Raw genomic sequence first — 26,317 nt, 5'->3', positions numbered from 1 at the left:
TCCTATCTCTATTGACCCATTCGCAAAGTACTCAACAACATTTGCTTGCTCGCGTCCGCTACCTGAACGTTAGTCTGGTATGAGCGCGAAGCTGAAATCATGTTGGCCATTTCTTCCATCACGTTAACGTTCGGCTTGTAGATATAGCCTTCATCGTTAGCGAGTGGATGATCTGGGTTGTACTCTGCACTTAAGGGTTTGTCGCTCTCTACAATACCCAATACTTTCACAGGTACTGAATGATCGCGGTTGTATTGAGCTTTACTCAGTTCCGCGCCAAATACGGCGTGGCGAGCTTTGTAAGTCTCTTTTGCCGAGCTACTAATACTGTCAGCGTTGGCAAGGTTACTTGAGGTGGTATTTAGACGAACCGACTCAGCGCTCATCGCACTGCCTGTCACATTAAATACATTAAATAAGCTCATCTAAATTACTCCCCTTTAATCGCTTTGGTCATATTTTTGAATTTGCCGCCTAAGAAATCGAGTGATGCCTGATGTCTTAATTGGTTCTGCATGAACAAGTTTCTTTCTAAATCTACGTCTACAGTATTGCCGTCACCGGTATCTGGCTGTGTCGGAATGCGGTAAAGCATTTCGCCACTGACGTTAGTAGAGGCAGAAATATGCCGTCCATCAGTTCGACTAAGCCCAATACTTGCCCCTGAGCTTGCCGCTTTTAACGCACGATCAAACTCCATCCCCTTCGCTTTATAACCCGGCGTATTCGCCTGCGCGATATTGGTGGAGATGACTTCAGCATTCTTCTCACGCACACCAACGGTGTACTGATGAATACCTAATGCATTGTTAAAAGAGATGGCCATTGAAACCTCATCGTTCAAAAATACGTGCCCTATACAGAGATAAAGCAATTTCCGCGCCAAAAGTTATTTTTTGGTAACAACCACTGATGACGCTATTCAATTCGACGTTCATCGTGCTCCTTCTGGCAAAGATAGAGAGCAAAATGTACGCCAGTTTTGGCGGAGGGTTTAATTAGGAATGTCGACAGTGATGGCCTCCAAACCGTCACTGAACCTAGAGAATAGCAAGAAAAAAGCCTTGGCGAAAACCAAGGCTAGATACGGTAAAGATTGTGGAGAATAACTATTAGCTATTTGAGCTTGTAGATAATGCCCGGATTACAACGCACCATTTCAAATTGATCCGTCAGCCCCGTTAGCGACTCCGATGCCCCTAACAGCAAGTAACCACCTGGGTTTAGGCTACGTGCCATTTGGTTCAGCACTTTAGACTTCATTTCAGGGGAGAAGTAAATCAGTACGTTACGACAAAAGATAATGTCGAACTTACCCAACAACGCATACGAGTCCATCAGGTTTTGCGGACGAAAGTTCACCAAACGCTTTACGTTGTCTTTCACTTTCATCTTACCGTTACTGGTGTTTTCAAAAAACACTCGGCGACGCTCCGGTGATAGACCGCGACCCAACGCGAGGTTGTCATATTCTCCAAGACGACACATATCTAACATCGTAGACGAGATGTCCGTCGCGGTAATCGACACGTTAGGGATCATTCCCGGCTTCTTGTTTTGTGTCTCCAAAACTGTCATCGCCATGGAATACGGTTCTTGACCAGAAGAACTCGCAGCCGACCAAATTTTAATCGGTCGCTTGTTGGCGGCAAGTTCTGGGAGCAGTTTGTCAGACAACACCGTAAATGGGTAGTTATCTCTAAACCATAAGGTTTCGTTGGTGGTCATGGCATCAACAGCGGCAACTCTTAACTCACGATTGCGTCCAGTAACCACATCTCTTAATAACTGAGACAAAGAGACTAGACCGAATTTTGCCACCAACGGGCTTAAACGGCTGCGGACTAAATACTGTTTACTATCGCCAAGAACAATACCGCATTGGGACTCTAAAAAGCGGCTAAAATCACGATACTCTTGATCGCTTATGGTTATCGCTGTCATTCACTTCTCTATACTGCTTTGAAGGCTTGCTTTATACGCTTTTCTCAAGCGACTACAAGCTCTAATTTTGTTTGTTTAATTTGTCGGCAAAATGGCCGCTTTGACGGCGCCTCCCAATTCATCAGGGTTGAACTTAGCGATGAATTCGTTAGCCCCTACTCGCTCTACCATTGCTTGGTTAAACACACCGCTTAACGAGGTATGCAAAATAATATGAAGATCTTTAAGATCGGGATGGCGGCGCACTTCTGCCGTTAGGGTGTAACCGTCCATTTCTGGCATTTCAATATCAGAAATCAACAGGGAAATCTGATCATGAATATCGCCTTCAGCTGCCATCTCTGTCAGCTTGTTGTAAGCGTCTTTACCATCTTTCACCAAAATGGACTCAAAGCCAATAGACTCAATGGCTCGTTGGACCTGTTTTCGTGCAACAGCGGAATCATCAGCAATCATAATACGCTTAACGATCTGCTTTTGCTCTTTCTCTTCAGCAGCGGCAATTTCCGTAGCGATATTGCTATCCATGGTCTCAACCACAGGCGAGATCTCAGCGAGAATCTTCTCAACATCCAGAATCTCAACCAATTCATTGTCGATGTTAGTCACAGCTGTCAGGTAGTTGGCTTTGCCTGCCCCTTCTGGCGGCGGCAAAATCGATTCCCAATGCATGTTAATAATGCGTTCAACAGAGCTTACCAAAAATCCCTGTACGCTGCGGTTAAACTCTGAGATAACCACAAAACAGTTTTCAATGTCCGTTGTTGGTCGACCACCGACAGCAAGACTTAAATCGATCACTGAGATAGTTTGACCACGAATATGAGCCACTCCTTTGACAAGACGATGTAGGTTGGGCATGCGCGTTAATTTAGGGCACTGAAGCACTTCTTTAACTTTGAACACATTAATGCCGTAACGCTGGCGGCCCATCAGACGAAACGTCAGTAGCTCTAGTCGGTTTTGACCAACTAGTTGCGTTCGTTGATTCACCGAATCCAAGATACCGGTCATAAGTTCATCTCCATCTCAAACTTTAAAGCTAAAAAAGTGATAGTCTACACAGGCAACAAGGAACCCGAGAAACAGAATGCTGTATAATAAGACATCTTTTTTGTGTACATCCAGTTACAAAACGAGGTTAAGGCGCAACTGGCTTTCCCTCTGTATCGTCTGGCAAGCGTTATTCTTTAGTGTATTAACGCACGCAGCAACGCCTGAGCAAATAGAAAACATTCAAAAGGCTGCCCAAGCTCATGTTTTAAATACTATTGAGCAACCTATCGGCGGTGAAATTGTTGCCACACCTGGCCGTATCGACTCTCGAGTACATGCAACAGATTGCCCCTCTCCGCTTTTGACCTCGTCGTCAAACACCCGCAACACCAGCAGTAATGTCACCGTTTTGGTGGAGTGTCCGGAAGATAATTGGCGACTTTACGTACCCGTTCGAATGTCCATTTCCTTGCCCTTAGTGACCGCAACTCGCCCGTTATCTCGAGGCAATATTGTATCCAGTGACGATGTCACGATGAGCATGGTGGATAAGAACCGTTTTCGCCGCCAAGGCTTTACCGAGTTTGACCAAGTAGTTGGCGCAAAGCTCAAGAAAAACATGAAGATGGGTGATGTTATTGAGCGTAATGATGTCTGTGTTGTTTGCCGCAACGAAAAAGTCGTTATTCGTGCAGTGAAAGGTGAAATGACCATCTCCACTAAAGGCACAGCACTTACCGATGGCGCTAACGGCGATCAAGTAAGAGTGAAAAATGACAAGTCTCAGCGTATAATTGAGGGTATTGTTACTGGCGTTGCGGAAATCACGGTTAATTTTTGATTTTTTCCTAAAGTAATCATTACGCTGGTCGATATGCTCGATATACAGGTAAACTATGCAAATTAGGCAACAAGAAGGCTAAACGATGGCAGGCATTGATAATATTCGTTCTGGACAGACGCTAACGACGACAAGTCGCGCTCCTGCCCGTTCGGAAGCAAGCAAAGACAGTAGTTCAGCTCAAGTTGGTCAATCATCAGCGCAGCAAGATGCCGTAACACTGAGCCAAGGCGGTAAAGCGATTGGTCAGATGCATCAACAAATGGCAAGTCAGCCTACCTTTGACGCGGCAAAAGTTGCGGCAATCAAAGAAGCAATCTCGAACGGTTCTTACACCGTCGATGCTGAAAAACTGGCAGACAACATGATGAAGTTCGAAGACGAACTTGGCGGATTACGCTAAACAGGTTAACAGATAATACTCACAGGTATACTAATGGCAGCACTGGTTGATTTGGTTGAATACCAACTGAAAAATGCAAAAGCATTGTCTATGCTCCTCTCCGAGGAGACCAAGGCCATTACTGCTCGCGAATCATCTGAAATTGAAAGATTTGCCAAAGAAAAGATGGCAATCATTGGTCAGCTTCAACAAACCGATCAAAGACTGGCTCAACATCAAGATGTAGCAAGACTCACCGAAGAAGCCGTGCTGGTTCAAAAGGTGGCTGACATTAAGTCGATTATCCTCGACTGTCAACAACTCAACGACATCAATGGTCAGAGTCTACAACGCGCCCAATTAAGCTTTAATAAGCTCAATAATTTGATGCAGCAAAGTCATGGCAAAGTGGGCATGACTTACAACGCAGGTGGCCAGACCCACACCTTGTCGACATTAGGAACTAACTTAAAAGCCTAATATCTCAAATACAAAAAAGCGGCAACAGGAGAACTGTTGCCGCTTTTTGCTATCTAGAGTATTGATATTAGAACAAGCTCTGACGTTTCTTCTCAGGCACTCGGCGGATTTCGCCGTAGTCTCTTAGACGATTCATCTTATCAATATCGAGTAGCAGTTCAGTAACATAGCTGTCACCAACTTTATAGCTGCGAACTACTTCCGCACCACGAATGACACCATCTACCGCGCCTGTTGTCGATTCAACACCCAAGCGTTGATCTTGTAAGTCAGCACGAGCAGACACTCGTAGGCCGTACACTTGCTCCGCTAACTCGCGGTAAGCATCAATCTTAGAAGCTCGCATGGCACGAACTTGCTTTTCTTCTTCATTGCGGCCAGTTTGCTCGCTGATACTCGCATAGCCCACCGCCGTTAGTGTGTTCTGGTCCATGGCTGTAATCGGAGTACAACCCATCATCACAAGCGCTACAAGCGCGGCAAATAAAAATCTCATTATCCTTTCCTATGGGCGCAAGATGACTGTATGAGGTGTCGTCATAGTCGGGTCTGAACGAATCAGAACGCCATCTTCGGTACGCATTTGATTCAGCGTATCCAAATCACGGCCAATGCGGTCAGCAGGCAAGAAGCCTTGAGCCGAAGCGACCACAATACGCGACTGCATGCCAACAACACGAGCATTAACCAGTACACCACCTTCTTGGCGCAACATGGTTCCCGTCAAGACGAACTGAATCTGCTGCTCTTGGGCCAGATCTTTCCAATCACGACTTAGTACGAAGTCACCTTGACTGGTCACCTGAATTGAGCCCGTTGTCTTGAAGTCAACAACCTTAAAGCCACGGCGCTGAAGCTGGTAGATAAAGCCCTCTGATACCGAGTTCCCCAACCAGTTCGTCGCATCCATATTCTGCAAATCAACAAACGATGCCACCGCTATCGGAGTGCGAGACGACACGCTAGTGTTCGATTCAACTAAGTCTTCCGTCAAACTCTCGACGAAATAATCCATCGTATGGCGAGGACTTTCCATCAGCATAAACTTACTGCCGGAATAGGGTTCCTTACCGTTATAGATTGGTGAGTAGGCACAAGCGGTCAGTGTTAACACTGATGCCATCAGGAGCCACTTTTTCATTACACACTCTCCAAAAAGTTATTAATTGGATGGATAGGTTCTCCACCTTTTCAAGGTTGGAACAATCCTTGCTATTCTCATTCAGTCCTTAATAAGAAAGCCCGCTCCAATATTCGCTACAAACTAGCTAGCAAATATTGTTCCGCATTTGGATTGGTTGTATGAAAAAAATCGTTTCTTCTTTAATTTCAACGGTATTGGTTACTTTTAGCAGTAGCTCTGCCTTTGCTGCATGGTATGAAGTCACCGGTACTTCCACCATCGTCTCCTCTGAGAAAGCGGCAAGGATCTACGCACTAGAAGATGCCGTCTACAAAGCAGTAGACTTCTCTGGAGCTGATATCGGTGGGCTTGCAAACTTAGCGCCGTTGCTCGAAGACGATAGAAAACAATACCAATTCATTGATTCCGAAGTTCGCCAGATCGTCATCGACGATCAATACAAAAGCGGCAATCAAATGGTCGTCAAAGCGCGGATCGACATTTACCCAACGGCAAAGGCTTGCCATAACGAGCAATACAAAAAGACATTTGGCGTGGCAATGTTTGATATCGTTGATCCACAACAAGCGGTCATGGGGCAAATATACGACCTGGGTGAAGACTTTAGTTCTGTTATCTCTAATCAGCTTGAACATCGCTCATACAGTTTTGTTTCGGTCGGTACCACACGCTATGAGATTAATAAACGCCAACCTGAGCGTATTAAGATGATCGCCGAAGATCTGGGAGCACAATACTTAGTAACCGGACAGATTAACGATCTGACAGCCACCATAACTCAGGGCGGTTTGCTGTCCGATGATGTAATCAATCGCCAGTTTGCTATGGATATGTCGGTCTACGACGGCAAAACAGGCCATGAAATCTATCAACGTAATTACCGTGAGATCGCCCAGTGGCCATTTGCTAAAACCAGTAAAGTTGACACCAAAAGTGCTCGTTTCTGGACATCCGCTTACGGCGAAATGATGCAGAAAGTCAGCCGTAATATCATGCTCGATCTCGAAGCAGAGATCTCTTGTAAGATGACCTTGCCTGAAGTGGTCGCCTCTTACGGCAATAAAGTCACCATCGACTTAGGCCGAGTCCACGGTGTGCAAGCGGGAGACCGATTGCAACTTTGGCATACAGGATCCTTTATCGACCAGAATGGTTTGCCGCGCAATAAAGTGAGTCAGAGCGACATCACCCTAACCGTGTCACGCGTCTATGAAAATGATGCTGAAGCAACCGTCGACCAGCCAAGCCTCGCCAACAGTATTCAAATTGGTGACGTGATGAACAAACTATAATAAATGTAGAAAAGCGACTTAACTTATTAAAATAATTGAGTATTATTAGTCATAAGCTCCCGTGGCACAGCTGGATAGCGCGGCCCCCTCCTAAGGGGCAGGTCACAGGTTCGAATCCTGTCGGGAGCGCCATATTTTTCAAAGAGTTAGCGATTTATTTTGCTAACTCTTTTTTGTTTCTTCTGCTTTGGGGTCAACTAACGGGTCAAGTTAGCTAGTTCCGCACAAAACCCAGCTATAAAGCACAAATAGTTAACGATAAGGCTTCAAGTTGCAAGACCATGAATGTGAATCCCGCATTTTCACTTTATAGGTAGCAAATTGATACACCAACACTAAGTAGCGAGTAACTTCGTCTCTTTAATCAAAACATTTACTCGTTGCCTTGATAAACCTAACTCACGTGCAATGGCTGATTGATTAATTTTTGTACCTGACGACTTTTGTTGGGCTACTAGCTGCTCAAGCTTACTTCGCAAATCTTGGTTTGCTCCATAACCTTTATCTGGGCCATTCTTCGGAACTGGCAACGCATCAATTGTCAGCGTAGCCTCCAGCCTAGACACCATATTTGCAAACGTCATCATGATCTCAATATCCGTCGCATTATCCAACCACACATTGTCACCTTTCGTTAGCCAGCAGTAAGCCTCTGATTCATCAAAATCTGCCAAAACCTTGAGAACCCAATCCGATAGCTCATCAAGCTCCTCTCCTACTTCAGGAAATCGAAATTTAGCCGTTGCCACTGGGTAGATTGACTTCAGAGCTTCAACTATTGCTTCTGATTGCTCTCTCAAAGGGCTATTTTCAATACTTTTCCATATGTGAATTAGCCGATTGGGATTAGGACTAAAGCTAGACGTCCACGTGTACAGCTTTTTGGCCAGTAATCGGTCTCGTGCTTTGAACTCTTTGTAGCCTTTTAACTGAGATATAATGCTCTCAACTGAGCTATGTCGTTCGATAGCTTTCATTAGTTTGTATTTGGCGAGCTTATGATTTTTTGAACTTCGAGATGGGTGATGTTGGCGACAGTAATGCAAAGAACCGTCAATACGACGCCAACATAAAGCGCAAAACGGCAATGGATTAGGTGTATTTCTTAGTCCATGTTGAGCTGTTTTACCTTTCGCCAGTACTAGAAGGTATTCAAGGTCATCAACCGCATCCACATAGCTTTTAGGCTCAGATAGAGAAGCGCACTTTTGATAGCTTTGAAGAACTTCAATTGATGACTTAATCCCACCCATATAAACAATGAGTTCACGAGCAGTTCTCGGCACCAGCCCGTTGTACTTTTTCTTAAACCTCAGACGATTAGAAAGATACTCTGCCAGCCTCGTATCCATTGGGGTGTCAAATGCATCAATCACACACAGATTTTGGCTACCTCTTTTTTGAGTAAGCCGCTTACCTACAGCCAAAGCCTCCCTATCAAGCTTTTCAAGGTTCTCCAACACTCGACTTCTTAACATGCACCCCTCTGTCAATATAGATTGTCGTCTTTTACCATTCTGTGATTTTAGCATCGTATGCCATAGAGTTTCATCAGATTTCAACCACTACTAAAAATAATAAAGGTGACTATATGACGAACAAGACTTTACTCAGACCTAAAGACGCTCGTGAATTTCTGGGGGTTAGCGAAACTACATTCTGGCGAATCAGAAACACTAAAAACTTTCCAACTCCAACCTACGTCAGCGAACGCATCTTTTTTTGGAGGAGAGAGGCTATCGAGCAGTGGTTAACTGAACAGAATGTCAGTTAAAGAATAGTCCAAGCGACAAGTCGCTTGAATACATCGACATGTTCAGCCGCTGGCTGGCACACAACAAGGCCAAAGTTGTTATTTAATTATATATACAAGCAAGTTTGGCCCTTCTAGTTCAACACAATAAGAAAAACAATGAACACACAAATCATAGCGCCTGAGCTTAGTTCAGAGCACATTCTATATGTAAACTCAACAATCCTTGATGTAGTGATAACAACCAAACCAAACATGCCCGTAGACAATGACAAGTGCAGAGTTGTTGGCCTAAAAACAGGTAATAACAATCTATTTGAAATCGTCAAATTCTATACAGATGCTGGCTACGCTTCTATCACACTGGCAGTAGACTCTGTAGGGTTCCCCGAACATACAGCAAGAGTCATGCTAGATAACTTCTCTACATTCCAAGTTGCGATTCTTGATATTTCCACAAACACGGTATACCGAGTCGCCGAAAACGCTTTCGGTTACTTGTGGAGTGCATTTAGGGTCTCCCCGTTAACAGAGATTGCCAATGCCCTCGCTGGGTATTTGATACAGAAAATCCCTCTTCAATATAAAAATGAAACCGAGTGCGTCAACGCCTATTTATCACCTGCTTGTAAAGGCTATAACGAGATACTAGGCGCTTTGAAATCGTTGATGCGCCATCACTATCAACAGCTAGAGAAATCTGTCAGCCTAAGTGCATACCATCATTTCACCGAAGTCACATCATTCGACAATATTCAAGAAACGATCAATACCTCCAAAGTAGGGACTTATGTCCTAATTGGTGGTACTGGAACTTGTAAGACAAAGAAAGGGCTACAACCATTAGCTTCGAGTGCACACTCTCCCAAAAAGGTCGTCTACATATCTTACTTAATCGCATTAGTAGAGCAGTTCTGCAAGGCTAGCAACGCGTCATTTTATAAGACCGTGAGCCTACCTGATCTTGAGCAATCGCCTGCTCTTGGACTTGTTGTGAATAGCGCAATCAAAGCTCACTTAGCAGCATATCTTCTAGAGTGTGATGTTTTGTTGATTGATGAATTCGAAAAAGTCATTTCAACAATCTCGACTATCGATGAGTCTGTTCTGCCGAGATACGAAGTTATGGCGCTACTCGAAAAGGCTATCAAGCGAGTACCTAAGTTAGTCGTAGCCGACGCAGATGTATCAGATATTACGCTCAAATGGCTAAGCGGGCTCAGAAGCGAAGTTCACGTCATAAAAAACAAGCACAATCCTTACCGTAACATTACCGCTGTAGTACAGGATAAGATTGGTTATTTCGCCGAGCTTTCAGATAACTTAAAAACTGACAAAGTAATTCTATGTGACTCGCTAAACGTCATTAAGACACTGCTTATAGAGCTAGGCTGTACGAAAAATGGTTACCCATGTGAAGAAAAAGCGTTAAAACAAGGTATCCTCGTCATTCACAGCAAAAATAAAGGACTTCCAAAGCAACGTAAACTACTTGAAGACCCTACTACAGAAGTAATGAAGTATCATAAGATAATTGCTTCTCCATGCCTTGGATCGGGCTTCTCCATCGAAAGCGACTTCACCGACGAAGTGAACGTGATTAGTGAGCTCACACTAGCTCCCTACGAGTTGATTAACTTCGGACGTCGATTTAGGGCTTGCAACAACATCCGTTTTCTTGTCACTCAAAATAGGATTTACGATACCCATCATCGAATGCCTACAATTGAGACCAATAGCTGTGATCGCTTGCGCCATGCATTCGAAACAAGAAAAGCCCTATTTAATCAAAACCAAGCATTGAGTATGTATTGGAGCCTTTTGCGTGCGGGCTTCAAAACGCAAGTTATGCAATGCAGTGACTCAATAACTACTCTCGGTTTTAAGCATTTTAAACAACTTCGAAGATTAACCAAAGAATCACGTGCCATCTCGATTTTCGAAGCAGAAAAAGGAATTAGCCCGAGCGAAATTAAACAACTTCAATACACACATTGTGTAACTTTTGCTGATGAAGCCAGAATCAGAAGGTTTGAAATTGAGTCTGAGTATCCGAAGCACTTGTTCTCGGTAGAGTTGATCCGTTTTGACGAAGGTTTTACCAACAAGCCGTTATTTCAAAGCCTTTTCTGCCCACAACTGGCCTGTGAATATGAAAAAAAGCACCTTCAGCTCATTCAACTACTGAACAAGTACCTCTTAAATCTGGGGGCACTAGACCATTCATCAATAACAATTACACGCCAGGAAGTGTATGCGTTTGCTAAAGCTGTTTATGTCATAAAGAATGAACTACCTTCCGAGGTAAGATCAATGTTGTCAAAACAAATGGATACTGCCAACAAAGCAACATCGTTCTTCAAAAGACTCTTAGGTAGCATCGGATTGAAGATATCAAACTACAATGGCTCACAGAAGCGAGCTACAGTGACAATACATGAATTCGCTCAAGCATATAGGCAACAATTGCTCTAAACCGCACCAGTGCACATCAAATGCGTATTCACGCGGGAATATGAGTTACACGCCCAAAATTCTTAGTAGTTCTTAGCCTATTTAAGAATTCTTAAACAAGCTAAGAACTGATACGACAACCGTCGTTTCGCGTTTCCAGCGCAAGCAGGGTTGTCAGCCTATGCCTACCGCCTTCGGCGAAGGGGACGACTTCGCAAGATCTCTTTATGAATCAGTTTCTTTTCTGCTTTTATGCATCCTTTGGTATAGTCATGAAATGCATTTGTACTGGGCTGGCTAATCGCATGGAATCGACAATCAATAAATCAAAGCTATCTGAAACCGACATCATCACGAAATTCATTCTTCCTGCTATCAAAGGTGCAGGATGGGATGATATGTCGCAGGTTCGTCAAGAAGTAAAACTACGTGATGGTAAAGTTATCGTTCGGGGTCAGGCAGCAGCGAGGAAAAAGGTTAAGTCTGCGGATATCGTCCTTTACCATAAACCGAGCATGCCTCTAGCCGTTGTCGAAGCAAAAGCGAACAAGCATGAAATTGGTAAAGGCATGCAACAAGGATTGGACTACGCCAGCCTGCTCGAAGTCCCTTTTATCTTTGCCTCAAATGGCGATGGTTTTATCTTCCATGATAAAACCAATCCTGCACAGCTCGAAACAGAAATTAGACTCGAAGACTTTCCAACACCCAAGCAACTATGGGACAAGTACTGCGTTTGGAAAGGCTACAAAACCGAGCACCTTCCAGTCATCACTCAAGATTACCATGATGATAGTAGCGGTAAATCTCCGCGCTACTATCAGCTACAAGCGATAAACAAAACCGTGGAAGCGGTGGCAGCAGGACAAAACCGTGTACTATTGGTTATGGCAACGGGTACGGGCAAAACTTACACTGCTTTCCAGATAATTTGGCGACTATGGAAGTCTCGAGCTAAAAAACGCATCCTGTTTTTGGCGGACAGAAACATTCTAGTAGATCAAACTAAGACCAACGACTTCCAACCGTTCGACACCGCTATGACCAAGGTCACAGGGAGAACCGTCGATCCTGCTTATGAAATCCACCTAGCTCTGTATCAAGCTCTGACTGGCCCAGAAGAGCGCCAGAAAGCATACAAACAGGTCGAACCTGATTTCTTTGATCTTATTGTCGTTGATGAGTGTCACCGTGGCAGTGCCGCTGAGGACAGCGCGTGGCGTGAGATTCTTGAATATTTTGGGTCAGCGACTCAAATAGGATTAACCGCGACACCAAAAGAAACCGACATCGTGTCTAACACCGAGTACTTTGGCGATGCCATTTATACCTATTCTCTAAAGCAAGGTATTGAAGATGGTTTCTTAGCTCCTTACAAAGTTGTGCGAGTGGATATCGATGTAGATTTACAAGGTTGGCGACCAACCAAAGGGCAAGTCGATAAACATGGTGAAGTCATCGAAGACAGGATCTACAACCAGAAAGACTTCGACAGAACCATGGTCATTGATGAGCGAACAGAGCTGGTTGCACAGACCATCACCAGCTACCTCAAGCGCACCGACCCCATGTCGAAGACCATTGTGTTCTGTAATGACATTGACCATGCAGAGCGTATGCGTCGAGCGCTGATCAACTGCAACCCTGAGCAAGTTGCTAAGAATGAAAAATACGTAATGAAAATTACAGGTGATGATGAAATCGGCAAAGCTCAGCTTGATAACTTCATCAACCCCAAAAAGGCTTACCCTGTTATCGCGACCACCTCAGAACTCATGACAACAGGTGTCGATGCAAAAACTTGTAAACTGGTTGTTCTTGACCAGGGCATTCAGTCGATGACTAAGTTTAAGCAGATCATCGGTCGTGGTACTCGTATTGACGATCGTTACGGAAAGCTATGGTTTACCATTCTTGACTTCAAAAAGGCGACTGAACTGTTCGCCGATGAGCGCTTTGATGGTGTCCCAGAGCGAGTTAAAGAGACAAAACCAGAAGACTTCGATACCGATGAAGGACTCGATGAGATCATCGATGGTGAGGATGAGCTTGAACAAGATGATCCATTTGAAGGGGAAGATATCGACCCTGAAAGCATCCAAGAACCAGAAGCTTCATACGACTCAGGTTCATCTCCTTCTGATGGTGGCAATGCCGATGATGATTGGCAGGATGAAAACCGAGTTAGAAAGTTTCATGTCAACGGCGTAACAGTGAAAGCCATTGCCGAGCGTGTTCAATACTACGATGCCGACGGTAAACTCGTAACCGAATCGTTCAAAGACTATACCCGCAAGACGATGGCAAAACAGTTCACCTCAATGGATGACTTTGTTAAGCGCTGGCAAGGTGCTGATAAAAAGCAAGCAATCATCGATGAACTGGCAGAGGAAGGCATTATCTGGGAAGCGTTAGAACTGGAAGTCGGCAAAGATCTCGACCCATTCGACATGATTTGTCATGTCGTGTATGACCAACCAGCACTCACCAGAAAAGAACGGGCTGACAATGTCAAAAAGCGCAACTACTTCACTAAGTACGGTGAAACGGTTCAGCAGGTGTTGAACAATTTACTAGACAAGTACGCAGACGAAGGCGTTCAAGAGATTGAAAATATTCATGTACTCAAAGTTAAGCCTTTTGACGAGATGGGACGACCTGCTGAGATCGTCAAAAAGTACTTTGGAGGAAAAGAGCAGTATTTAGAAGCGATTTCTGAGTTGGAAACTGAAATTTATCAATCAGCCTAATCCACCGCTACCACATTGCTACTCGGCTACCTTCTGGTAGCCGTTCCACTTTGTTAACCATCAGGATCCAAAATCGGAACGATGAAGGATATGCTCATGAGCAGACGGAGAAATATCGCACCCTTTAAACTTGCGATTCAGGTTCTTAGCTGCAACCAAGGTCGAGCCAGAACCGAAAAATGGGTCAACAACTAGCTCGCTATCTCTGCTACTTTGAGCGACTAGAACTTCCAAGAGACTTACTGGTTTTTCAGTTGGATACCCTCTATAGACTCGTTTATGGGTCAATATGTCAGGCACACCTAAATCATTGAGCTTTCTCTTACCCTTTTCAAAAAACAATATGTACTCATGTCGCGCACGGTAATGGTAGCCCATACCAATAGTGACCTTATCCCAGATGATTGGTTTCCAGAATTTGAAGCCAACCTTCTCCGCTATTGGCTTTATGACAAACATCGTTTCCTGATCACAGAATAGGTAGAAGTGAGAATGCGGCTTCAACACTCGATAGATTTCTCGCAATAAGTCTTCAAACCTGTCATTCGGAAATATATCAAACCATTGATTGCTCGAAGACTTACTGACCTTCAGCCTCGTTGTTGTACCAATCTTTCGGTGTTTTTCTAAAGATTCGTAAGGTGGATCTGTAATCAGCAAATCAACGCTCGACTCATCGAGCGTTGACAGCCACCTCACAGCATCATCTTGGTATAAGTTCATTAAGTTCCTAAACTAGATTGCTACAAGTCTTTCCGTTCAAGTGGGTCATTGATTGAACGCCTCTATCGAGCTTTCGACAGTCAAGGCAGTAACTTTGATAGCCTTCGGGGTTTCGGGCGGTCACTCGGGCGGGAGTCTTACCAAAAGATGAAGGATACGGATGAAAGACATGCTCTCCTCCATTTGCCTCAGAGCAATGAGGACACGATTTATATTTCCTACCTGATTGTGGGTCTTTCTTATGAATCATTCCCACTTTAAGGCGTCGGTTACAACAACTACAAGTCATATAAAGCTCCTTTCCACACTTAGAGCTTTTTATGATACTAGTAACCTATATACGGAACAGTGAAGCAAGCAACAAAGATGATATAGAAACCGCACATAACCAACTAGTCTCTGCAAATTAGCATCCTTTTCGAACCTTCTATTGAGATTAACCCCCAATCCAAACGCTCGTTCATAACAATCAAACAAGTATCTGGCAGCACATTTAGTGCCTCATCAAGCGCAGCCCTGAGTGAGTCGAAATCAAGACTCATAGCCCTAAGGTCGGTTCTTTCTTTGCCCATGACATCATACCAGTGGCCTTTATACATTCGGTATACCTCTCTCGATTTAATCAATCAAAAATAAAGGAAATGGCTTTGGTAACCCCGCAATACGATCAGTTAATGTGCTCATCGTCCAGCCAGTTGGAAATCTCAGCAAGTTCGTCTTGCAGCTCGCCATTCAGATTTTGATGCCTAATATACCTAGGTGTAACAGCGTCCAAATTTAACGCGACAAAGTCAGGGTGGTCAGAGATTACTTTCACATACTGCTCAAGTCGACTTTCTGGAGTGGAGCCTCTCTGCAATTGTTTTTTAAGTGCCTCCCGAAACTTACGAAGTTCCTCAAGTGAAGCATCTTCCATATCTTCATACTCAGAACACTGAAGTTCCTCATAAAGAACATCGGCCAGTTGCCTATGGCTCCAACCTAATGCATCCAACATGGTTCGAATTTGCTTTTGTTTTTGAGCTGTCCCCATTTGTCCCTACCCCACTAGTTACTATGCAATTGTCTCAGCGGAGACGAGTAATCAATTCAACGAAAAGGAAAATAATATGTCTAAAAACAAAGCACCAATGACCCCAGAAGCCGCTGCTCGTATTCAAGCGAATCAAGCAAAACAAAATGGTGGACAAGTATCCAAAGATTCATTTGCTGCTCGCGCTCAGCGCGCTGCTGCCAACAATCAAAAACAAGGCAAGTAAGGAGTAATTCATGAGCAAACCAAATCCAAACTACCCAAGCAAAACTGGCGAACCTTCTGGCAAAGGTCGTGGTAATACACCAAAACGTTAATAACGATTAGAGGCAGCATTCGCTGCCTCACCTTCGATTCGAGTTAAACACACCCTTTGGCATTTTGTTTAAAGCTAAGCAAAAACTGCTGCTGATCCGATTTATAGTCTGAATACGTCAATGACTTTTCTGTCTCCGCAAGAGCGCACAAGCACGCTTCTCGTTTACTCTCATACCAGCTCACCGACACCATATTTTTTGAAGAATTTACGCAGGTATCAACAATTGCGTACTCTACCTCTAATGGGTAGCGGTCTTCTTCTAGCGTACCATTGACCTTGTAGCCTCCAATAAGCCCAACCGCTAATGCTGTACTGGCTGAAACAAATTTACGTTTGCTAAACTTAAACCCCTTAAACGGCTTCTCACACTCTTTACACGCGATGTGCTCTGCAAATTCAATATCATTATCTGCCTGGCAATGCGGGCACTCTATCTTCATAATATTTATCTAACTTGTCGGGTTATTTTGATTCTCTATTAATGCCCATTAAACCACATATAACCATCTAGTTTCATAGACTCAGATTCACTTTTTTAACTTCAGTTCTGGTATACTCTGACACAATTTTTCAGCCAGTTAGTAGTAGAGCTTCATGTCAATCAGTTCAGTTATCAAGTCTATTCAAGACATCATGCGTAAAGATGCGGGTGTGGATGGTGACGCGCAGCGTCTAGGCCAAATGTCTTGGCTTTTATTCCTTAAAGTGTTTGATGCTCAAGAGGAAGAGCTAGAGTTCGAGTTAGATGATTACCGCGAACCCATCCCAGCGAAATACCTATGGCGTAACTGGGCGGCAGATAACCAAGGCATTACAGGTGATGAGCTGCTGGAATTCATCAATGATGACCTATTCCCGACGTTAAAAAACCTAACCGCACCGAAAGACACCAACCCCCGTGGTTTTGTGGTGAAAGAAGCCTTTAGTGATGCTTTCAACTACATGAAAAATGGCACACTGCTGCGCCAAGTGATTAACAAGCTCAACGAGATCGACTTTACAGATTCTAAAGAACGTCACCTCTTTGGTGATATCTACGAACAGATCCTACGCGATCTACAAAGCGCAGGTAATGCAGGTGAGTTCTATACCCCTCGCGCGGTGACTCGTTTTATCGTCAACAGACTGGATCCAAAGCTAGGCGAACAAATTATGGATCCCGCGACAGGCACGGGCGGCTTCCTAGCCTGCGCGTTTGACCATGTTAAGAATAACTACGTTGAAAACGCTTCCGACCACCAAACGCTGCAAAAGCAAATTCATGGTGTAGAGAAGAAACAGCTTCCACACTTACTGTGTATCACCAATATGATGCTCCACGGCATCGAGGTCCCTGTGCAGATCAAGCACGGCAACACGCTTAACAAGCCCCTTTCAAGCTGGGACAGCAATATCAATGTGATTGCGACTAACCCACCGTTTGGTGGCACAGAAGAGGACGGGATTGAAAAGAACTTCCCTGCCGAAATGCAAACTCGTGAAACCGCCGATCTGTTCTTGCAGCTTATTGTGGAAGTATTGGATAAAGATGGCCGCGCTGGTGTGGTGTTGCCTGATGGCACCTTGTTTGGTGAAGGTATAAAAACCAAAATCAAAAAGATGCTGACGGAAGAGTGTAACCTGCACACGATTGTTCGCTTACCTAATGGCGTGTTCAACCCATACACAGGTATTAAGACCAATATTCTGTTCTTTACCAAAGGCCAACCGACCAAAGAAGTGTGGTTCTATGAGCACCCTTACCCAGAAGGCGTGAAGAACTACAGCAAAACCAAACCAATGAAGTTTGAAGAGTTCCAGCAAGAGATCGATTGGTGGGGCAACGAGGCCGATGGATTCGCTAGCCGCATCGAGACCAAGCAAGCTTGGAAAGTGTCGATTGAAGACATTATCGAGCGCAACTTTAACCTTGATATTAAAAACCCGTATCAGGACGAACTAGTCAGCCATGACCCTGAAGAGTTACTGGCGAACTATCAACAGCAGCAACAAGACATTAAAGCACTGCGTGACCAACTGAAAGGCATTCTCGGCGATGCGCTTAACTCTACCATTCAAGATAAAAAGCAAGGTGGTGAGCAATAATGGCTGTAGAGAACCTAATTACCGAACATATTGATATTTGGACTTCAGCAGCTAAGACCAAATCGGCCTCTGGTCGCGGTAGCAGCAAGAAACTAGAACTTTATGGCGTTAAAAAGCTGCGCGAGCTAATTCTGGAGTTAGCGGTTCGAGGAAAACTCGTTCCTCAAGATCCTAATGATGAGCCTGCCGAAGTACTTATAGAAAAATCTCTAGAAGTTAAAGCCTCTTTAATAGAAAAGAAGTTACTCAAAAAGAGTAGAAGTAAAAAAAACATCAATAAAGAGCATTTTTTTACATACCCTGACAGTTGGGCATCAGCAAAGATAGAAGACCTTATCCACGTAGTAAATGGTCGAGCTTATAAAAAAGCGGAAATGTTATCTAGCGGAACCCCAATCCTTAGAGTAGGTAACTTATTCACTTCAAATGAGTGGTATTACTCAAACCTTGAGTTAGAGGACAACAAGTACATTAGTTCTGGAGACCTTATTTACGCTTGGTCTGCCTCTTTTGGGCCATTCATTTGGGACGGCGGTAAAGTGATATATCACTATCATATTTGGAAAATGGATATATTTAATGAGGCTGTTTTAAATAAACATTTCTCGAAGATTTTTCTCCAAACTATATCTGAAAGAATCAAAGCTAGCGGTAACGGTATAGCGATGATTCATATGACTAAAGAGAGAATGGAGAAAGTTGTACATCCACTTCCCCCAATTGAGGAACAACACCGTATCGTCGCAAAAGTCGATGAGCTAATGGCTCTCTGCGACCAGCTAGAGCAACAAACCGAAGTCAGTATTGAAGCGCATCAAGTGCTGGTAACAACTCTGTTGGACACACTCACCAACTCTGCCGATGCTGACGAATTAATGCAAAACTGGGCGCGAATCAGTGAGCATTTCGATACCTTATTCACGACCGAAGAGAGTATCGAACAGCTCAAGCAGGCTATCCTACAACTGGCGGTGATGGGTAAACTCGTATCCTTTGGCAACTCTCGAAAGACAATGCTTAAGGAGCTTCTTAGTTTTGGGCCAAGAAATGGTTTATCTCCAAAAGAAGCACCAAGTAGGACTGAACTCAAGGTTCTTAAACTTGGTGCGACATCGTATGGTTCTCTCGATCTAGAACAATCTAAGTATATTGATGTCGATGTTAAGGACAAGCCTTACCTATTCCTCACTCGTGGAGATATACTAATTCAACGAGGAAACTCTGCGAACTTTGTAGGCTCTAATGTCTTAATACAAGAAGACCATCATAACTATATTTATCCCGATCTAATGATGAAGCTACGCGTTAATCAGCTAATTTCCCCAGAATTTCTTTCTCTATTTCTATCAGCTAATACATCCAGAGAGCACATGTGGAAACAAATGACGGGGACTTCTGGAACCATGCCTAAAATAAGCAAGAAGGTTGTAGAGGGTTTACCTGTTACCTTTCCAACAAACAAAAACATTCAAGTTGAGGTCGTCAGTCAAACGAATAAGCTTATTGCACTCTGTGATAAGCTGAGAACTCGTTTGACTGGCTGCTCCGAAACCAAGACAACTCTATGTGACGTCATGACACAACAGGCTTACTAACGATGCGTTTAAAATCTATTTTTATCAGTGAATATAAAAACATTAAGAACCTAAACTTGGACTTTGAAAATCCTAGTTTTCTGGAATTATTTGTGGGGAAAAATGGCTCTGGAAAATCTAACTTTTTCGAAGCATTACTTGAGATATTTAGGCATGTTTATGAAAGTAAGATTAAGAACTCACGTGAACCATTTGCTCCAGGTTTTTCGTATCAGATCACATACTCTATTAACTCAGCAGAGGTAGTTTGGAGCTACGATGGCGCTGTCCTTTCCAGCAACTTAGATGAGGTGAATAGTACTTTCTTTCCCGACAATGTCCTCATCTATTACTCTGGTCAAAATTTCAACATCTCTGCTTTGTTAGACAAATATGAAAAGAATCATCGTAGAAACATTGATCAAGCAGAAATAGATGACAGCCGCGTTTTCATTGGTATGGGCTCGGAGTACAAACAACTGTTACTTTCTATCATCACCTTCCTACCCGAAGATAACCAAGCAAGGCAGCTTGTTTACGAAAAACTTGGTTTAAAAAACGAACAAGCATCTATCAAAATAAAATTAAAAAGGCCAAGAAAGACATATGCAAGAGACGTCTCAATTGAAGAGTTTGATCAACGAACGCATTTTTGGGGCCTTAAAGCACTACCAAGAGAGTTTGTTGATCGCCTCTTGAATTGCATTCGCGGTGAGTTTCAGCACAGAGACATCTACAATAATGCAGAGCAATGCTATGAACTTAACATTGATATCGAATTGTTTAGACAAGAATTCAAAGAATTAGATCCTGCAAGTTTGTTTGGCCTCTTTGACAATCTTAAAACCTTAGAAATGCTTTATGATATTCATGCGGAGTTAACACTTTTGGATTCAACTAAGGTAGGGCTGGACTTCTTCAGTGATGGACAATTTCAATCAGTATACATTTACTCTCTAACCGAACTCTTCAAATCAAGAAACTGTTTAACACTTCTAGATGAGCCAGATTCTTTTTTACATCCAGATTGGCAATTTAACTTTCTTACACAAATAGACAGTATTTCCAATTCAGCAGAAGCTACCAATCAAGTACTAATGGCTACTCATAGTGCTGCGACTTTGATGACCACAGCTACGCAAACTCTTAACAGCATCCAACGCTCTGAAAATGGAGACTCTCAGATTGTCAGTATACATAAGAGTGACGCCATCAAGTCTCTATCAGGCAATAAAATAACCCTTGCCGAAAATGAGACAGTAATGAGCATTTCTACTTATCTAAGAAACTCTGATCAACCAGTGCTCTTTACTGAAGGTATCTCTGACGAATACATATTGGATATTGCATGGAAAAAGCTATTTAATGAAGAGCCTCGCCCATTCTGTATCCACAACGCATTTGACCGTAACTTCCTAAGAAACTTAATGTCTAGAGATGAACTAAGACAAAATCATCCTGAACGTAAATTTTTTGCCTTATTCGACTTTGATGAGGCATTCGATGATTGGAATGGTCTATCAAGCAGAAATAAGGGACTAGACATCGAAACAAACGCCTTCAAAGGTTTAGCTAGGCAGCTAAAAAGAAGCAACTCACCTGTTAACCAATATGTGATGCTCTTACCTGTTCCCGACATTGCTGCTATCAAGAAACAGGCTTTAAAAGCTGACAATACTCCATGGGGAAGAGGGTCAGATTCACATATAGCCATAGAGATCTTGTTCTATAAAGAAGAACTGTTGGGGACTTACTTTCAAAAAGAACCTACCTCTTGTGGGGGAGAACGAATCGTGTTCTCTGGTGACAAAGTTCATTTTGCTAAAGACTATGTGCCATCATTGTCCCAAGAGGAGTTCGAAATATTCAGACCAATGTTTAATTTGGTTTCTCGCTTAATCAATGACGAAGAGGCTTCTACGAATGCAGCATAGAGAGTGGATAAGGGATTCTTTTGAGTTTATATAACATCGCTGATAAAAACCTCACCGCACTGACACCGACCACTTTTGCAGCCGAAGGGCTGCAAGAGCGGCACGATTTACAAGAAGCGCTGAAAGGCTGTATTGATGCCATCGCTCCTGATTGTTTGGTGATATCAGAAGAGTTTTCAGACTGGGAAGACAGCCGTCGCCGTATTGATCTATTAGCCATCGACAAAAATGCCAACTTAGTCGTCATCGAGCTTAAACGGGATGAAATCGGTGCGCATATGGAACTGCAAGCGCTACGATATGCCGCAATGATCTCTACCATGACGTTCGACAAAGCGTGTGACTACTATGCTCAGTACTTAAAGAAAGAAGGCCAAGAGATTGAAGCCCGCGAAGCCATCCTGGAGTTTGTCGATCTTGATGAAAACAGCCTGGATGACTTTGGTAACGATGTTCGAATCGTTCTAGCCTCAGCAGACTTCGGTAAAGAACTCACCACTTCTGTTTTGTGGCTGCGTGATAAAGGCATCGATATCAGTTGTGTGCGCCTTACGCCCTACCGCTACAAAGAAGATGTACTGATCAATGCCGAACAGATAATCCCTGTACCCGAGGTAGAAGAGTACCAGGTGAAGTTCCGCGAGAAGCGTGCCGAGCAGCGCACAAGCGTTCAAAAAGGCGAAAAAGATTACTCGGAGTACCGCTATAACGGTCATACCTATAAAAAGCGTCACCTCGCGCTCGCGTTAGTCACTGACTGGATCGAGAAGCATCAGCCACACAGCTTGAATGATGTACTCAACGCATATAACGAGCCAGTAAGACGACGCATTGCCATCCTAGCGGATGATATACCTCAAGGTAGAATTCGTCGCTTCCACAGCGATGAAGACGCGCTGATTACCCTGCCTAACGACGAGGTGATAGCCATCACCAACCAGTGGAGCCTCAGCAATATCACTCGATTGATTCACTTTGCAGAGCAAAGTGGCATGGCTGTAGAAAAAGTTAGTTAGTAATATCTAATGGAGAGAGCAATGGGCTTTACCAGACTCAAGGAAATCATTAGCAAAAACAAAATAGTAATCTCTATCGCGGCGCTCTTAACTACCACTTCTTATGTTTATGAAGCAAAAGATACTGGGATGCGGTTTGTGCAAGATATGAAACAGATTATCGGGTATGAGCAACCGACACTCGTAGCAGTACAAGGCGATGGTGCTATGGAAAAGCGCTTAAAATTAGCCAAGCTGGAAGCATCTAACTACAGCATTCCAAGCAGTTCCGCCGCTGTGATTAAGTTTCTGTCATTGCCATGGCTGAACAGCCCCCAGTCGCACATAGCTAATACTGAGCACGATTATACCTTTGCTATCGTGACAACCGTTTCTCCAATATCTTCCACATCAAGTGAGCACGTTTTTGATGGTGGGGATTGCCGCCTAGGCGTCAGAGCATCAAATATAGAGAAAGATAAAATGATAGCCAGTTTTGATATAGTAAGCCTATCTTGCACTGACAACGCTGGGTATGCCTATAGTATTGAGCCAGACTACCCTATAGGCTACATATCAGCTTTAAGTAACCCAGGTATCAACAAAGTTAAAATCGTGGACAATGATAGATATATAACAATCGATCCTAAGACAAACTATTATGCGCAACTTTATCACTCCTTAGATAAGATTGATAAACTGGGAATTTCTTTCGTCGGCAGATTTTAAAGTTCCCATAACCATTAATGGCGGTAACTAAATCCACTATACATCTTGATTCCAGTGGCGCTTAATAGTAGCGATACCCAAGTTAAGTTGTACAGCCGCTTTACTTTGAGACATACCTTGTGACTTGCATGCCTGTACCAACTTAGTTGTTTTCGTTGCTCTAGGTCTACCTAACTTCTTTCCTTCAGCCTTCGCTCTAACCAATCCCTCTTGAGTTCGTTCCCTTATTCTATTCCTCTCGAACTCAGCAAATGCCGAGAACATCTGCAACATCAGCCTTCCTTCGGAAGAGCTAAGATCAGCGACTGGTAAATCTAGGCAGACAACACGAATACCTTTACTATCGAGTAAACTTACCGTTTGCTGAACATCAATATTATTTCGTCCAAGTCGATCAAGTTTTAGAACGACTAAGGTGTCACCTGCTTCTATTTTATGTTCGATTAGGTTTGAGAATTGCTCTCTGTCTGTAGCCTTCGTACTACCAGAGACGGTTTCACTGATTACACGAGAGTCAATCACATCATAGCCAGCATTGCGAATAGCTAAAATTTGGTTCTGTGTAGTTTGTTCCGTTGTTGAAACACGGCAGTAGGCAAAAGTGCGTCCAGTCATCTCACGTCCAGTATCATAAAACCTAGCATCAATATAACATTGGTATCATATAATTGATAGGTATTTTTATGATACCTTTTATAGGGGGGCATCACTGTTATCATTTAGCGGTTGTTTTTTGATACCTCATTTAATAGGTTGGTATGAAGAGAACGCGGCTTCATCAGTGTAATAATTCCTCATCCCTCGCAGAAACTCGACGGTTGTTTCTGGCAAGCCACAAACGTGTGTATCAATAGTTACCCTGCTCAGCCCCTCTTGGCCTCTACTTGCAGACTGGCTTTCAACCAATTCAATAAATTTCTGCTTGAGATTTATCGCTGTGGGCAAGTACGTTCCAGGAACATCAATGTAATCGTCAATAGTTCTGATCACTGACTGATACGCCTCTGGATCTTGTGAGCAGTAAGGAACGAGTCGCTTTATATCAAATGGGTTCAGCGGCAACAAACTGCTCCAAGCAGGGCTTCTTGTCAAATGTTGCGCTAGTTCAATGCTGTAGACATTATTAACACACACATAACGCACTCGCTCCAAGGACAAAAGCTCTGATACGAGATATTGAAAGAACCCCTGCCCTCTATACCCAGGCGCTAGATAAATACTCTCAATCGCGGGGCAACACCTTAAGATGCTAGCCCATTCATTTGGACATCTATCGTCATACGCTATTTTTTCTCTTGCAGATAGAGTCTGTGCAATTTCGGGTGGAAAACAAGATGGGGCTCTGATTTGCAGCTCCAACCAATCTGAACTGTACTCGAAAACTTGTTCAGGGTATGTGGGGGAAAAGTTGTATAGATTTGCTATTTGCTTAGCCGCATTTTGGATCTGGCTCATAATTGCCTCCGAGATGAACAAGTTTCAACGGGGATTATGTTCTAGATATAGTTCTAGCCACGCTTTAAACCAATCGATCTCAGATGTAGTGATTTCACGATGGTCACTGTCATGCCAATCATCGAAGAAAATTTCAAATGCATCTATATCTCCTGATAGCAACAGTGACATTGGTGACGCAGTGACATACTTATTTTGTTTAGCGATAATGGCGGTTAGGGCGTCATTAACATCTAAGCCATTCTCAAAAGCAACCTCGTGTTGAAACCTTTCAGCCTCTACCCGATGAACTAATACACATTTTTCTGAGTACAGCCAGTCAATGGCATTTAGATCCCCCATGCGCCTTAAGTTAGGGATGTATTTTTCCAAAGCAGGTAGGATTTTTCCGTTATTACAGAACTGATCTGAGAGATAGTATGTTTCTGACTGATGAATGAGCTTAAGTGCCATTGCTTGAGAATCGTGAGGAACTTGATACGAGAGTATCCAGTTCAGGCTGTTTAGCAGCTCTACCGTGCGTTTGAATCTTCTTAGTTCATTTGAGTTGTTAGAGTTTTTGTCTACGTCACACATGTTGTTCACCCCTATCAACTGAGCCATAGTCAACATCTTATACCCAGAACAACCAAATGGTCAAATAGCCCTTTTATTTCAATTATTTACGCTATAATAATTGAAGAACAATAAAGATAAGTGGTGAAGTAAATGATTATTTATGGCTTGTTTAAATTACGTACTGATTTTGAATACTGTGACCTTCACACTCAGTGAGTGCGAACGATATGAGAGAAATTCCACGTTTTTTAGCTGTTTGACAACAACTAATTATTTAGTATAAAAAACCAATTCAAGCCATAGCTGCAAGATTTAGTACTGATTTTCAATTTATTTCAATCGAAAAATGTGGTATAACTATTATAACTTTCATAACAATTATAAATTTATATCACTAATGTAAGGAACGAAATTTTTTCAGGACGTTTGATCAGAGTTTTCTCTAATTCCTGCACTTCAAAACACTGCCATTAATGGCACTTTCTCTGCCAAGCTTGGCACTAACACTGCCATTAACGGCACTTTCCCTGCCAAAGCCTCGCACACAGATAGTGCGAAACCCTTTCCTCTCCGCACTATCTGTGTGCAAAATTCAACCAATGTTGTTCGTACTATTTTTTTTGGATGGGTGCACTTTTCTCGCTGATGAGTTAACAGCTTCGGCAAAAGCTTTTGCTTCTTCTTCTGTGAAGTTCTTGCGCTCTTTTCTCTGTTTATTCTTAGTCATAAATCCTCTGACGCTATATTACTCATTCGAAGCCCAAGCAACTATAGGTTCTTTACCCCTACTCTTAGTCGAGCGGAATCGAATCTATAAGATTTGGCAAATCACTTTATGACGAGGTAACATTCCAACTCAGTGAATGACACATACTG

The 26,317-nt window shown here is 43.2% G+C and carries 27 protein-coding genes and 1 tRNA gene; 14 read left to right on the top strand and 14 right to left on the bottom strand.

The annotated features are described in order from the left end of the window. Window positions 1–8: 8 nt before the first annotated feature. The 4 genes from flgC to L2W36_RS18235 all read right to left on the bottom strand — a co-directional run bounded on the left by flgC (window position 9) and on the right by L2W36_RS18235 (window position 2,958). Window positions 9–425: a flagellar basal body rod protein FlgC gene (gene flgC, locus L2W36_RS18250; RefSeq protein ID WP_006069941.1), complete on the bottom strand. Its 417-nt coding sequence runs from the start codon at window positions 423–425 to the stop codon at window positions 9–11. Window positions 426–430: 5 nt separating this feature from the next. Then, complete coding sequence (gene flgB, locus L2W36_RS18245) at window positions 431–826, bottom strand: flagellar basal body rod protein FlgB (RefSeq protein ID WP_006069940.1); 396 nt, start codon at window positions 824–826, stop codon at window positions 431–433. A gap of 290 nt (window positions 827–1,116) precedes the next feature. After that, window positions 1,117–1,944 (bottom strand): protein-glutamate O-methyltransferase, encoded by an 828-nt coding sequence (locus L2W36_RS18240; RefSeq protein WP_006069939.1) that lies wholly within the window; start codon window positions 1,942–1,944, stop codon window positions 1,117–1,119. Between the two features lie 75 nt (window positions 1,945–2,019). After that, window positions 2,020–2,958 (bottom strand): chemotaxis protein CheV, encoded by a 939-nt coding sequence (locus L2W36_RS18235; RefSeq protein WP_006069938.1) that lies wholly within the window; start codon window positions 2,956–2,958, stop codon window positions 2,020–2,022. Between the two features lie 76 nt (window positions 2,959–3,034). Between L2W36_RS18235 and flgA the strand changes: the two genes are divergently transcribed. From flgA to L2W36_RS18220, 3 genes are all read left to right on the top strand, one after another. Next, on the top strand, window positions 3,035–3,781 hold the full coding sequence (gene flgA / locus L2W36_RS18230) for a flagellar basal body P-ring formation chaperone FlgA (protein ID WP_031493497.1): 747 nt from the start codon (window positions 3,035–3,037) through the stop codon (window positions 3,779–3,781). A gap of 85 nt (window positions 3,782–3,866) precedes the next feature. Further along, window positions 3,867–4,184 (top strand): flagellar biosynthesis anti-sigma factor FlgM, encoded by a 318-nt coding sequence (gene flgM / locus L2W36_RS18225; RefSeq protein ID WP_006069936.1) that lies wholly within the window; start codon window positions 3,867–3,869, stop codon window positions 4,182–4,184. A 33-nt stretch (window positions 4,185–4,217) separates the two neighbouring features. Beyond that, window positions 4,218–4,643 carry a flagella synthesis protein FlgN gene (locus L2W36_RS18220; protein ID WP_124940114.1) on the top strand — a complete coding sequence of 142 codons (426 nt, stop codon included), beginning with the start codon at window positions 4,218–4,220 and terminating at the stop codon, window positions 4,641–4,643. A 67-nt stretch (window positions 4,644–4,710) separates the two neighbouring features. Here L2W36_RS18220 and L2W36_RS18215 read toward each other — a convergent pair whose 3' ends face one another. Beyond that, on the bottom strand, window positions 4,711–5,139 hold the full coding sequence (locus L2W36_RS18215; RefSeq protein ID WP_006069934.1) for an LPP20 family lipoprotein: 429 nt from the start codon (window positions 5,137–5,139) through the stop codon (window positions 4,711–4,713). A gap of 9 nt (window positions 5,140–5,148) precedes the next feature. Next, window positions 5,149–5,784: a FlgO family outer membrane protein gene (locus L2W36_RS18210; protein ID WP_006069933.1), complete on the bottom strand. Its 636-nt coding sequence runs from the start codon at window positions 5,782–5,784 to the stop codon at window positions 5,149–5,151. Window positions 5,785–5,945: 161 nt separating this feature from the next. On the opposite strand from L2W36_RS18210, the gene L2W36_RS18205 reads away from it, so the two are divergent. Both L2W36_RS18205 and L2W36_RS18200 read left to right on the top strand, forming a co-directional pair. After that, window positions 5,946–7,079 carry a flagellar assembly protein FlgT gene (locus tag L2W36_RS18205; RefSeq protein WP_124940115.1) on the top strand — a complete coding sequence of 378 codons (1,134 nt, stop codon included), beginning with the start codon at window positions 5,946–5,948 and terminating at the stop codon, window positions 7,077–7,079. 55 nt (window positions 7,080–7,134) lie between these two features. Then, a tRNA-Arg gene (locus L2W36_RS18200) sits at window positions 7,135–7,211 on the top strand. Between the two features lie 203 nt (window positions 7,212–7,414). On the opposite strand, the gene L2W36_RS18195 is transcribed toward L2W36_RS18200, so the two are convergent. Beyond that, window positions 7,415–8,557, bottom strand: a complete 1,143-nt coding sequence (locus L2W36_RS18195) for a hypothetical protein (RefSeq protein WP_236110913.1) — start codon at window positions 8,555–8,557, stop codon at window positions 7,415–7,417. Between the two features lie 113 nt (window positions 8,558–8,670). Between L2W36_RS18195 and L2W36_RS18190 the strand changes: the two genes are divergently transcribed. The 3 genes from L2W36_RS18190 (at window position 8,671) to hsdR (ending at window position 14,036) form a co-directional block, all read left to right on the top strand. Beyond that, window positions 8,671–8,853 (top strand): helix-turn-helix transcriptional regulator, encoded by a 183-nt coding sequence (locus L2W36_RS18190; protein ID WP_236110912.1) that lies wholly within the window; start codon window positions 8,671–8,673, stop codon window positions 8,851–8,853. A gap of 138 nt (window positions 8,854–8,991) precedes the next feature. Further along, window positions 8,992–11,307 carry a hypothetical protein gene (locus tag L2W36_RS18185; RefSeq protein WP_236110911.1) on the top strand — a complete coding sequence of 772 codons (2,316 nt, stop codon included), beginning with the start codon at window positions 8,992–8,994 and terminating at the stop codon, window positions 11,305–11,307. A 284-nt stretch (window positions 11,308–11,591) separates the two neighbouring features. After that, complete coding sequence (gene hsdR / locus L2W36_RS18180; RefSeq protein WP_236110935.1) at window positions 11,592–14,036, top strand: EcoAI/FtnUII family type I restriction enzme subunit R; 2,445 nt, start codon at window positions 11,592–11,594, stop codon at window positions 14,034–14,036. A 60-nt stretch (window positions 14,037–14,096) separates the two neighbouring features. Here the strand turns inward: hsdR and L2W36_RS18175 are convergent, their stop codons facing one another. Both L2W36_RS18175 and L2W36_RS18170 read right to left on the bottom strand, forming a co-directional pair. After that, window positions 14,097–14,759 carry a DNA-methyltransferase gene (locus L2W36_RS18175; protein ID WP_236110910.1) on the bottom strand — a complete coding sequence of 221 codons (663 nt, stop codon included), beginning with the start codon at window positions 14,757–14,759 and terminating at the stop codon, window positions 14,097–14,099. A 667-nt stretch (window positions 14,760–15,426) separates the two neighbouring features. After that, window positions 15,427–15,792 carry an elongation factor Ts gene (locus tag L2W36_RS18170; protein ID WP_236110909.1) on the bottom strand — a complete coding sequence of 122 codons (366 nt, stop codon included), beginning with the start codon at window positions 15,790–15,792 and terminating at the stop codon, window positions 15,427–15,429. 76 nt (window positions 15,793–15,868) lie between these two features. Between L2W36_RS18170 and L2W36_RS18165 the strand changes: the two genes are divergently transcribed. Then, a complete protein-coding gene (locus L2W36_RS18165) occupies window positions 15,869–16,018 on the top strand; it encodes a hypothetical protein (protein WP_017790133.1) in 150 nt (49 codons plus the stop codon). 134 nt (window positions 16,019–16,152) lie between these two features. On the opposite strand, the gene L2W36_RS18160 is transcribed toward L2W36_RS18165, so the two are convergent. Then, a complete protein-coding gene (locus L2W36_RS18160; protein WP_236110908.1) occupies window positions 16,153–16,551 on the bottom strand; it encodes a hypothetical protein in 399 nt (132 codons plus the stop codon). A 154-nt stretch (window positions 16,552–16,705) separates the two neighbouring features. Between L2W36_RS18160 and L2W36_RS18155 the strand changes: the two genes are divergently transcribed. The 5 genes from L2W36_RS18155 to L2W36_RS18135 are packed head-to-tail and all read left to right on the top strand — an operon-like array spanning window position 16,706 to window position 23,428. Then, window positions 16,706–18,196, top strand: coding sequence for an N-6 DNA methylase (locus L2W36_RS18155; protein ID WP_236110907.1), 1,491 nt, complete (start codon window positions 16,706–16,708; stop codon window positions 18,194–18,196). After that, complete coding sequence (locus L2W36_RS18150; RefSeq protein WP_236110906.1) at window positions 18,196–19,791, top strand: restriction endonuclease subunit S; 1,596 nt, start codon at window positions 18,196–18,198, stop codon at window positions 19,789–19,791. Before L2W36_RS18155 ends, L2W36_RS18150 begins: the two co-directional genes overlap by 1 nt. 2 nt (window positions 19,792–19,793) lie before the next feature. Beyond that, entirely contained in the window at window positions 19,794–21,704 is a 1,911-nt protein-coding gene (locus L2W36_RS18145) for an AAA family ATPase (protein WP_114322584.1), read from the top strand. Between the two features lie 20 nt (window positions 21,705–21,724). Beyond that, window positions 21,725–22,720, top strand: coding sequence for a hypothetical protein (locus tag L2W36_RS18140; protein WP_236110902.1), 996 nt, complete (start codon window positions 21,725–21,727; stop codon window positions 22,718–22,720). 21 nt (window positions 22,721–22,741) lie between these two features. After that, window positions 22,742–23,428, top strand: a complete 687-nt coding sequence (locus L2W36_RS18135; protein ID WP_236110901.1) for a hypothetical protein — start codon at window positions 22,742–22,744, stop codon at window positions 23,426–23,428. 36 nt (window positions 23,429–23,464) lie between these two features. Here the strand turns inward: L2W36_RS18135 and L2W36_RS18130 are convergent, their stop codons facing one another. From L2W36_RS18130 to L2W36_RS27360, 4 genes are all read right to left on the bottom strand, one after another. Next, window positions 23,465–24,043: a recombinase family protein gene (locus L2W36_RS18130; protein ID WP_236110900.1), complete on the bottom strand. Its 579-nt coding sequence runs from the start codon at window positions 24,041–24,043 to the stop codon at window positions 23,465–23,467. A gap of 126 nt (window positions 24,044–24,169) precedes the next feature. Beyond that, a complete protein-coding gene (locus L2W36_RS18125; protein WP_236110899.1) occupies window positions 24,170–24,883 on the bottom strand; it encodes a hypothetical protein in 714 nt (237 codons plus the stop codon). A 24-nt stretch (window positions 24,884–24,907) separates the two neighbouring features. After that, complete coding sequence (locus L2W36_RS18120) at window positions 24,908–25,486, bottom strand: hypothetical protein (protein WP_236110898.1); 579 nt, start codon at window positions 25,484–25,486, stop codon at window positions 24,908–24,910. Between the two features lie 547 nt (window positions 25,487–26,033). Continuing rightward, window positions 26,034–26,168 carry a hypothetical protein gene (locus tag L2W36_RS27360; RefSeq protein ID WP_268680669.1) on the bottom strand — a complete coding sequence of 45 codons (135 nt, stop codon included), beginning with the start codon at window positions 26,166–26,168 and terminating at the stop codon, window positions 26,034–26,036. Window positions 26,169–26,317: the final 149 nt, after the last annotated feature.

The organism is Vibrio sp. McD22-P3 (genome assembly GCF_021568915.1).
Classification (GTDB): domain Bacteria; phylum Pseudomonadota; class Gammaproteobacteria; order Enterobacterales; family Vibrionaceae; genus Vibrio; species Vibrio mediterranei.
This window is presented reverse-complemented; position numbering and strand designations above follow the sequence as displayed.

Coding starts and splice junctions, on each gene's coding strand:
- L2W36_RS18125 (WP_236110899.1), bottom strand. CDS start 24,883: ATGAGCCAGATCCAAAATGCGGCTAAGCAAATAGCAAATCTATACAAC.
- L2W36_RS18165 (WP_017790133.1), top strand. CDS start 15,869: ATGTCTAAAAACAAAGCACCAATGACCCCAGAAGCCGCTGCTCGTATT.
- L2W36_RS18185 (WP_236110911.1), top strand. CDS start 8,992: ATGAACACACAAATCATAGCGCCTGAGCTTAGTTCAGAGCACATTCTA.
- flgA (WP_031493497.1), top strand. CDS start 3,035: ATGCTGTATAATAAGACATCTTTTTTGTGTACATCCAGTTACAAAACG.
- L2W36_RS18215 (WP_006069934.1), bottom strand. CDS start 5,139: ATGAGATTTTTATTTGCCGCGCTTGTAGCGCTTGTGATGATGGGTTGT.
- L2W36_RS18190 (WP_236110912.1), top strand. CDS start 8,671: ATGACGAACAAGACTTTACTCAGACCTAAAGACGCTCGTGAATTTCTG.
- L2W36_RS18235 (WP_006069938.1), bottom strand. CDS start 2,958: ATGACCGGTATCTTGGATTCGGTGAATCAACGAACGCAACTAGTTGGT.
- flgC (WP_006069941.1), bottom strand. CDS start 425: ATGAGCTTATTTAATGTATTTAATGTGACAGGCAGTGCGATGAGCGCT.
- hsdR (WP_236110935.1), top strand. CDS start 11,592: ATGGAATCGACAATCAATAAATCAAAGCTATCTGAAACCGACATCATC.
- L2W36_RS18170 (WP_236110909.1), bottom strand. CDS start 15,792: ATGGGGACAGCTCAAAAACAAAAGCAAATTCGAACCATGTTGGATGCA.
- L2W36_RS18195 (WP_236110913.1), bottom strand. CDS start 8,557: ATGTTAAGAAGTCGAGTGTTGGAGAACCTTGAAAAGCTTGATAGGGAG.
- L2W36_RS27360 (WP_268680669.1), bottom strand. CDS start 26,168: ATGACTAAGAATAAACAGAGAAAAGAGCGCAAGAACTTCACAGAAGAA.
- flgM (WP_006069936.1), top strand. CDS start 3,867: ATGGCAGGCATTGATAATATTCGTTCTGGACAGACGCTAACGACGACA.
- L2W36_RS18150 (WP_236110906.1), top strand. CDS start 18,196: ATGGCTGTAGAGAACCTAATTACCGAACATATTGATATTTGGACTTCA.
- flgB (WP_006069940.1), bottom strand. CDS start 826: ATGGCCATCTCTTTTAACAATGCATTAGGTATTCATCAGTACACCGTT.
- L2W36_RS18145 (WP_114322584.1), top strand. CDS start 19,794: ATGCGTTTAAAATCTATTTTTATCAGTGAATATAAAAACATTAAGAAC.
- L2W36_RS18240 (WP_006069939.1), bottom strand. CDS start 1,944: ATGACAGCGATAACCATAAGCGATCAAGAGTATCGTGATTTTAGCCGC.
- L2W36_RS18205 (WP_124940115.1), top strand. CDS start 5,946: ATGAAAAAAATCGTTTCTTCTTTAATTTCAACGGTATTGGTTACTTTT.
- L2W36_RS18155 (WP_236110907.1), top strand. CDS start 16,706: ATGTCAATCAGTTCAGTTATCAAGTCTATTCAAGACATCATGCGTAAA.
- L2W36_RS18120 (WP_236110898.1), bottom strand. CDS start 25,486: ATGGCTCAGTTGATAGGGGTGAACAACATGTGTGACGTAGACAAAAAC.
- L2W36_RS18220 (WP_124940114.1), top strand. CDS start 4,218: ATGGCAGCACTGGTTGATTTGGTTGAATACCAACTGAAAAATGCAAAA.
- L2W36_RS18135 (WP_236110901.1), top strand. CDS start 22,742: ATGGGCTTTACCAGACTCAAGGAAATCATTAGCAAAAACAAAATAGTA.
- L2W36_RS18160 (WP_236110908.1), bottom strand. CDS start 16,551: ATGAAGATAGAGTGCCCGCATTGCCAGGCAGATAATGATATTGAATTT.
- L2W36_RS18210 (WP_006069933.1), bottom strand. CDS start 5,784: ATGAAAAAGTGGCTCCTGATGGCATCAGTGTTAACACTGACCGCTTGT.
- L2W36_RS18130 (WP_236110900.1), bottom strand. CDS start 24,043: ATGACTGGACGCACTTTTGCCTACTGCCGTGTTTCAACAACGGAACAA.
- L2W36_RS18175 (WP_236110910.1), bottom strand. CDS start 14,759: ATGAACTTATACCAAGATGATGCTGTGAGGTGGCTGTCAACGCTCGAT.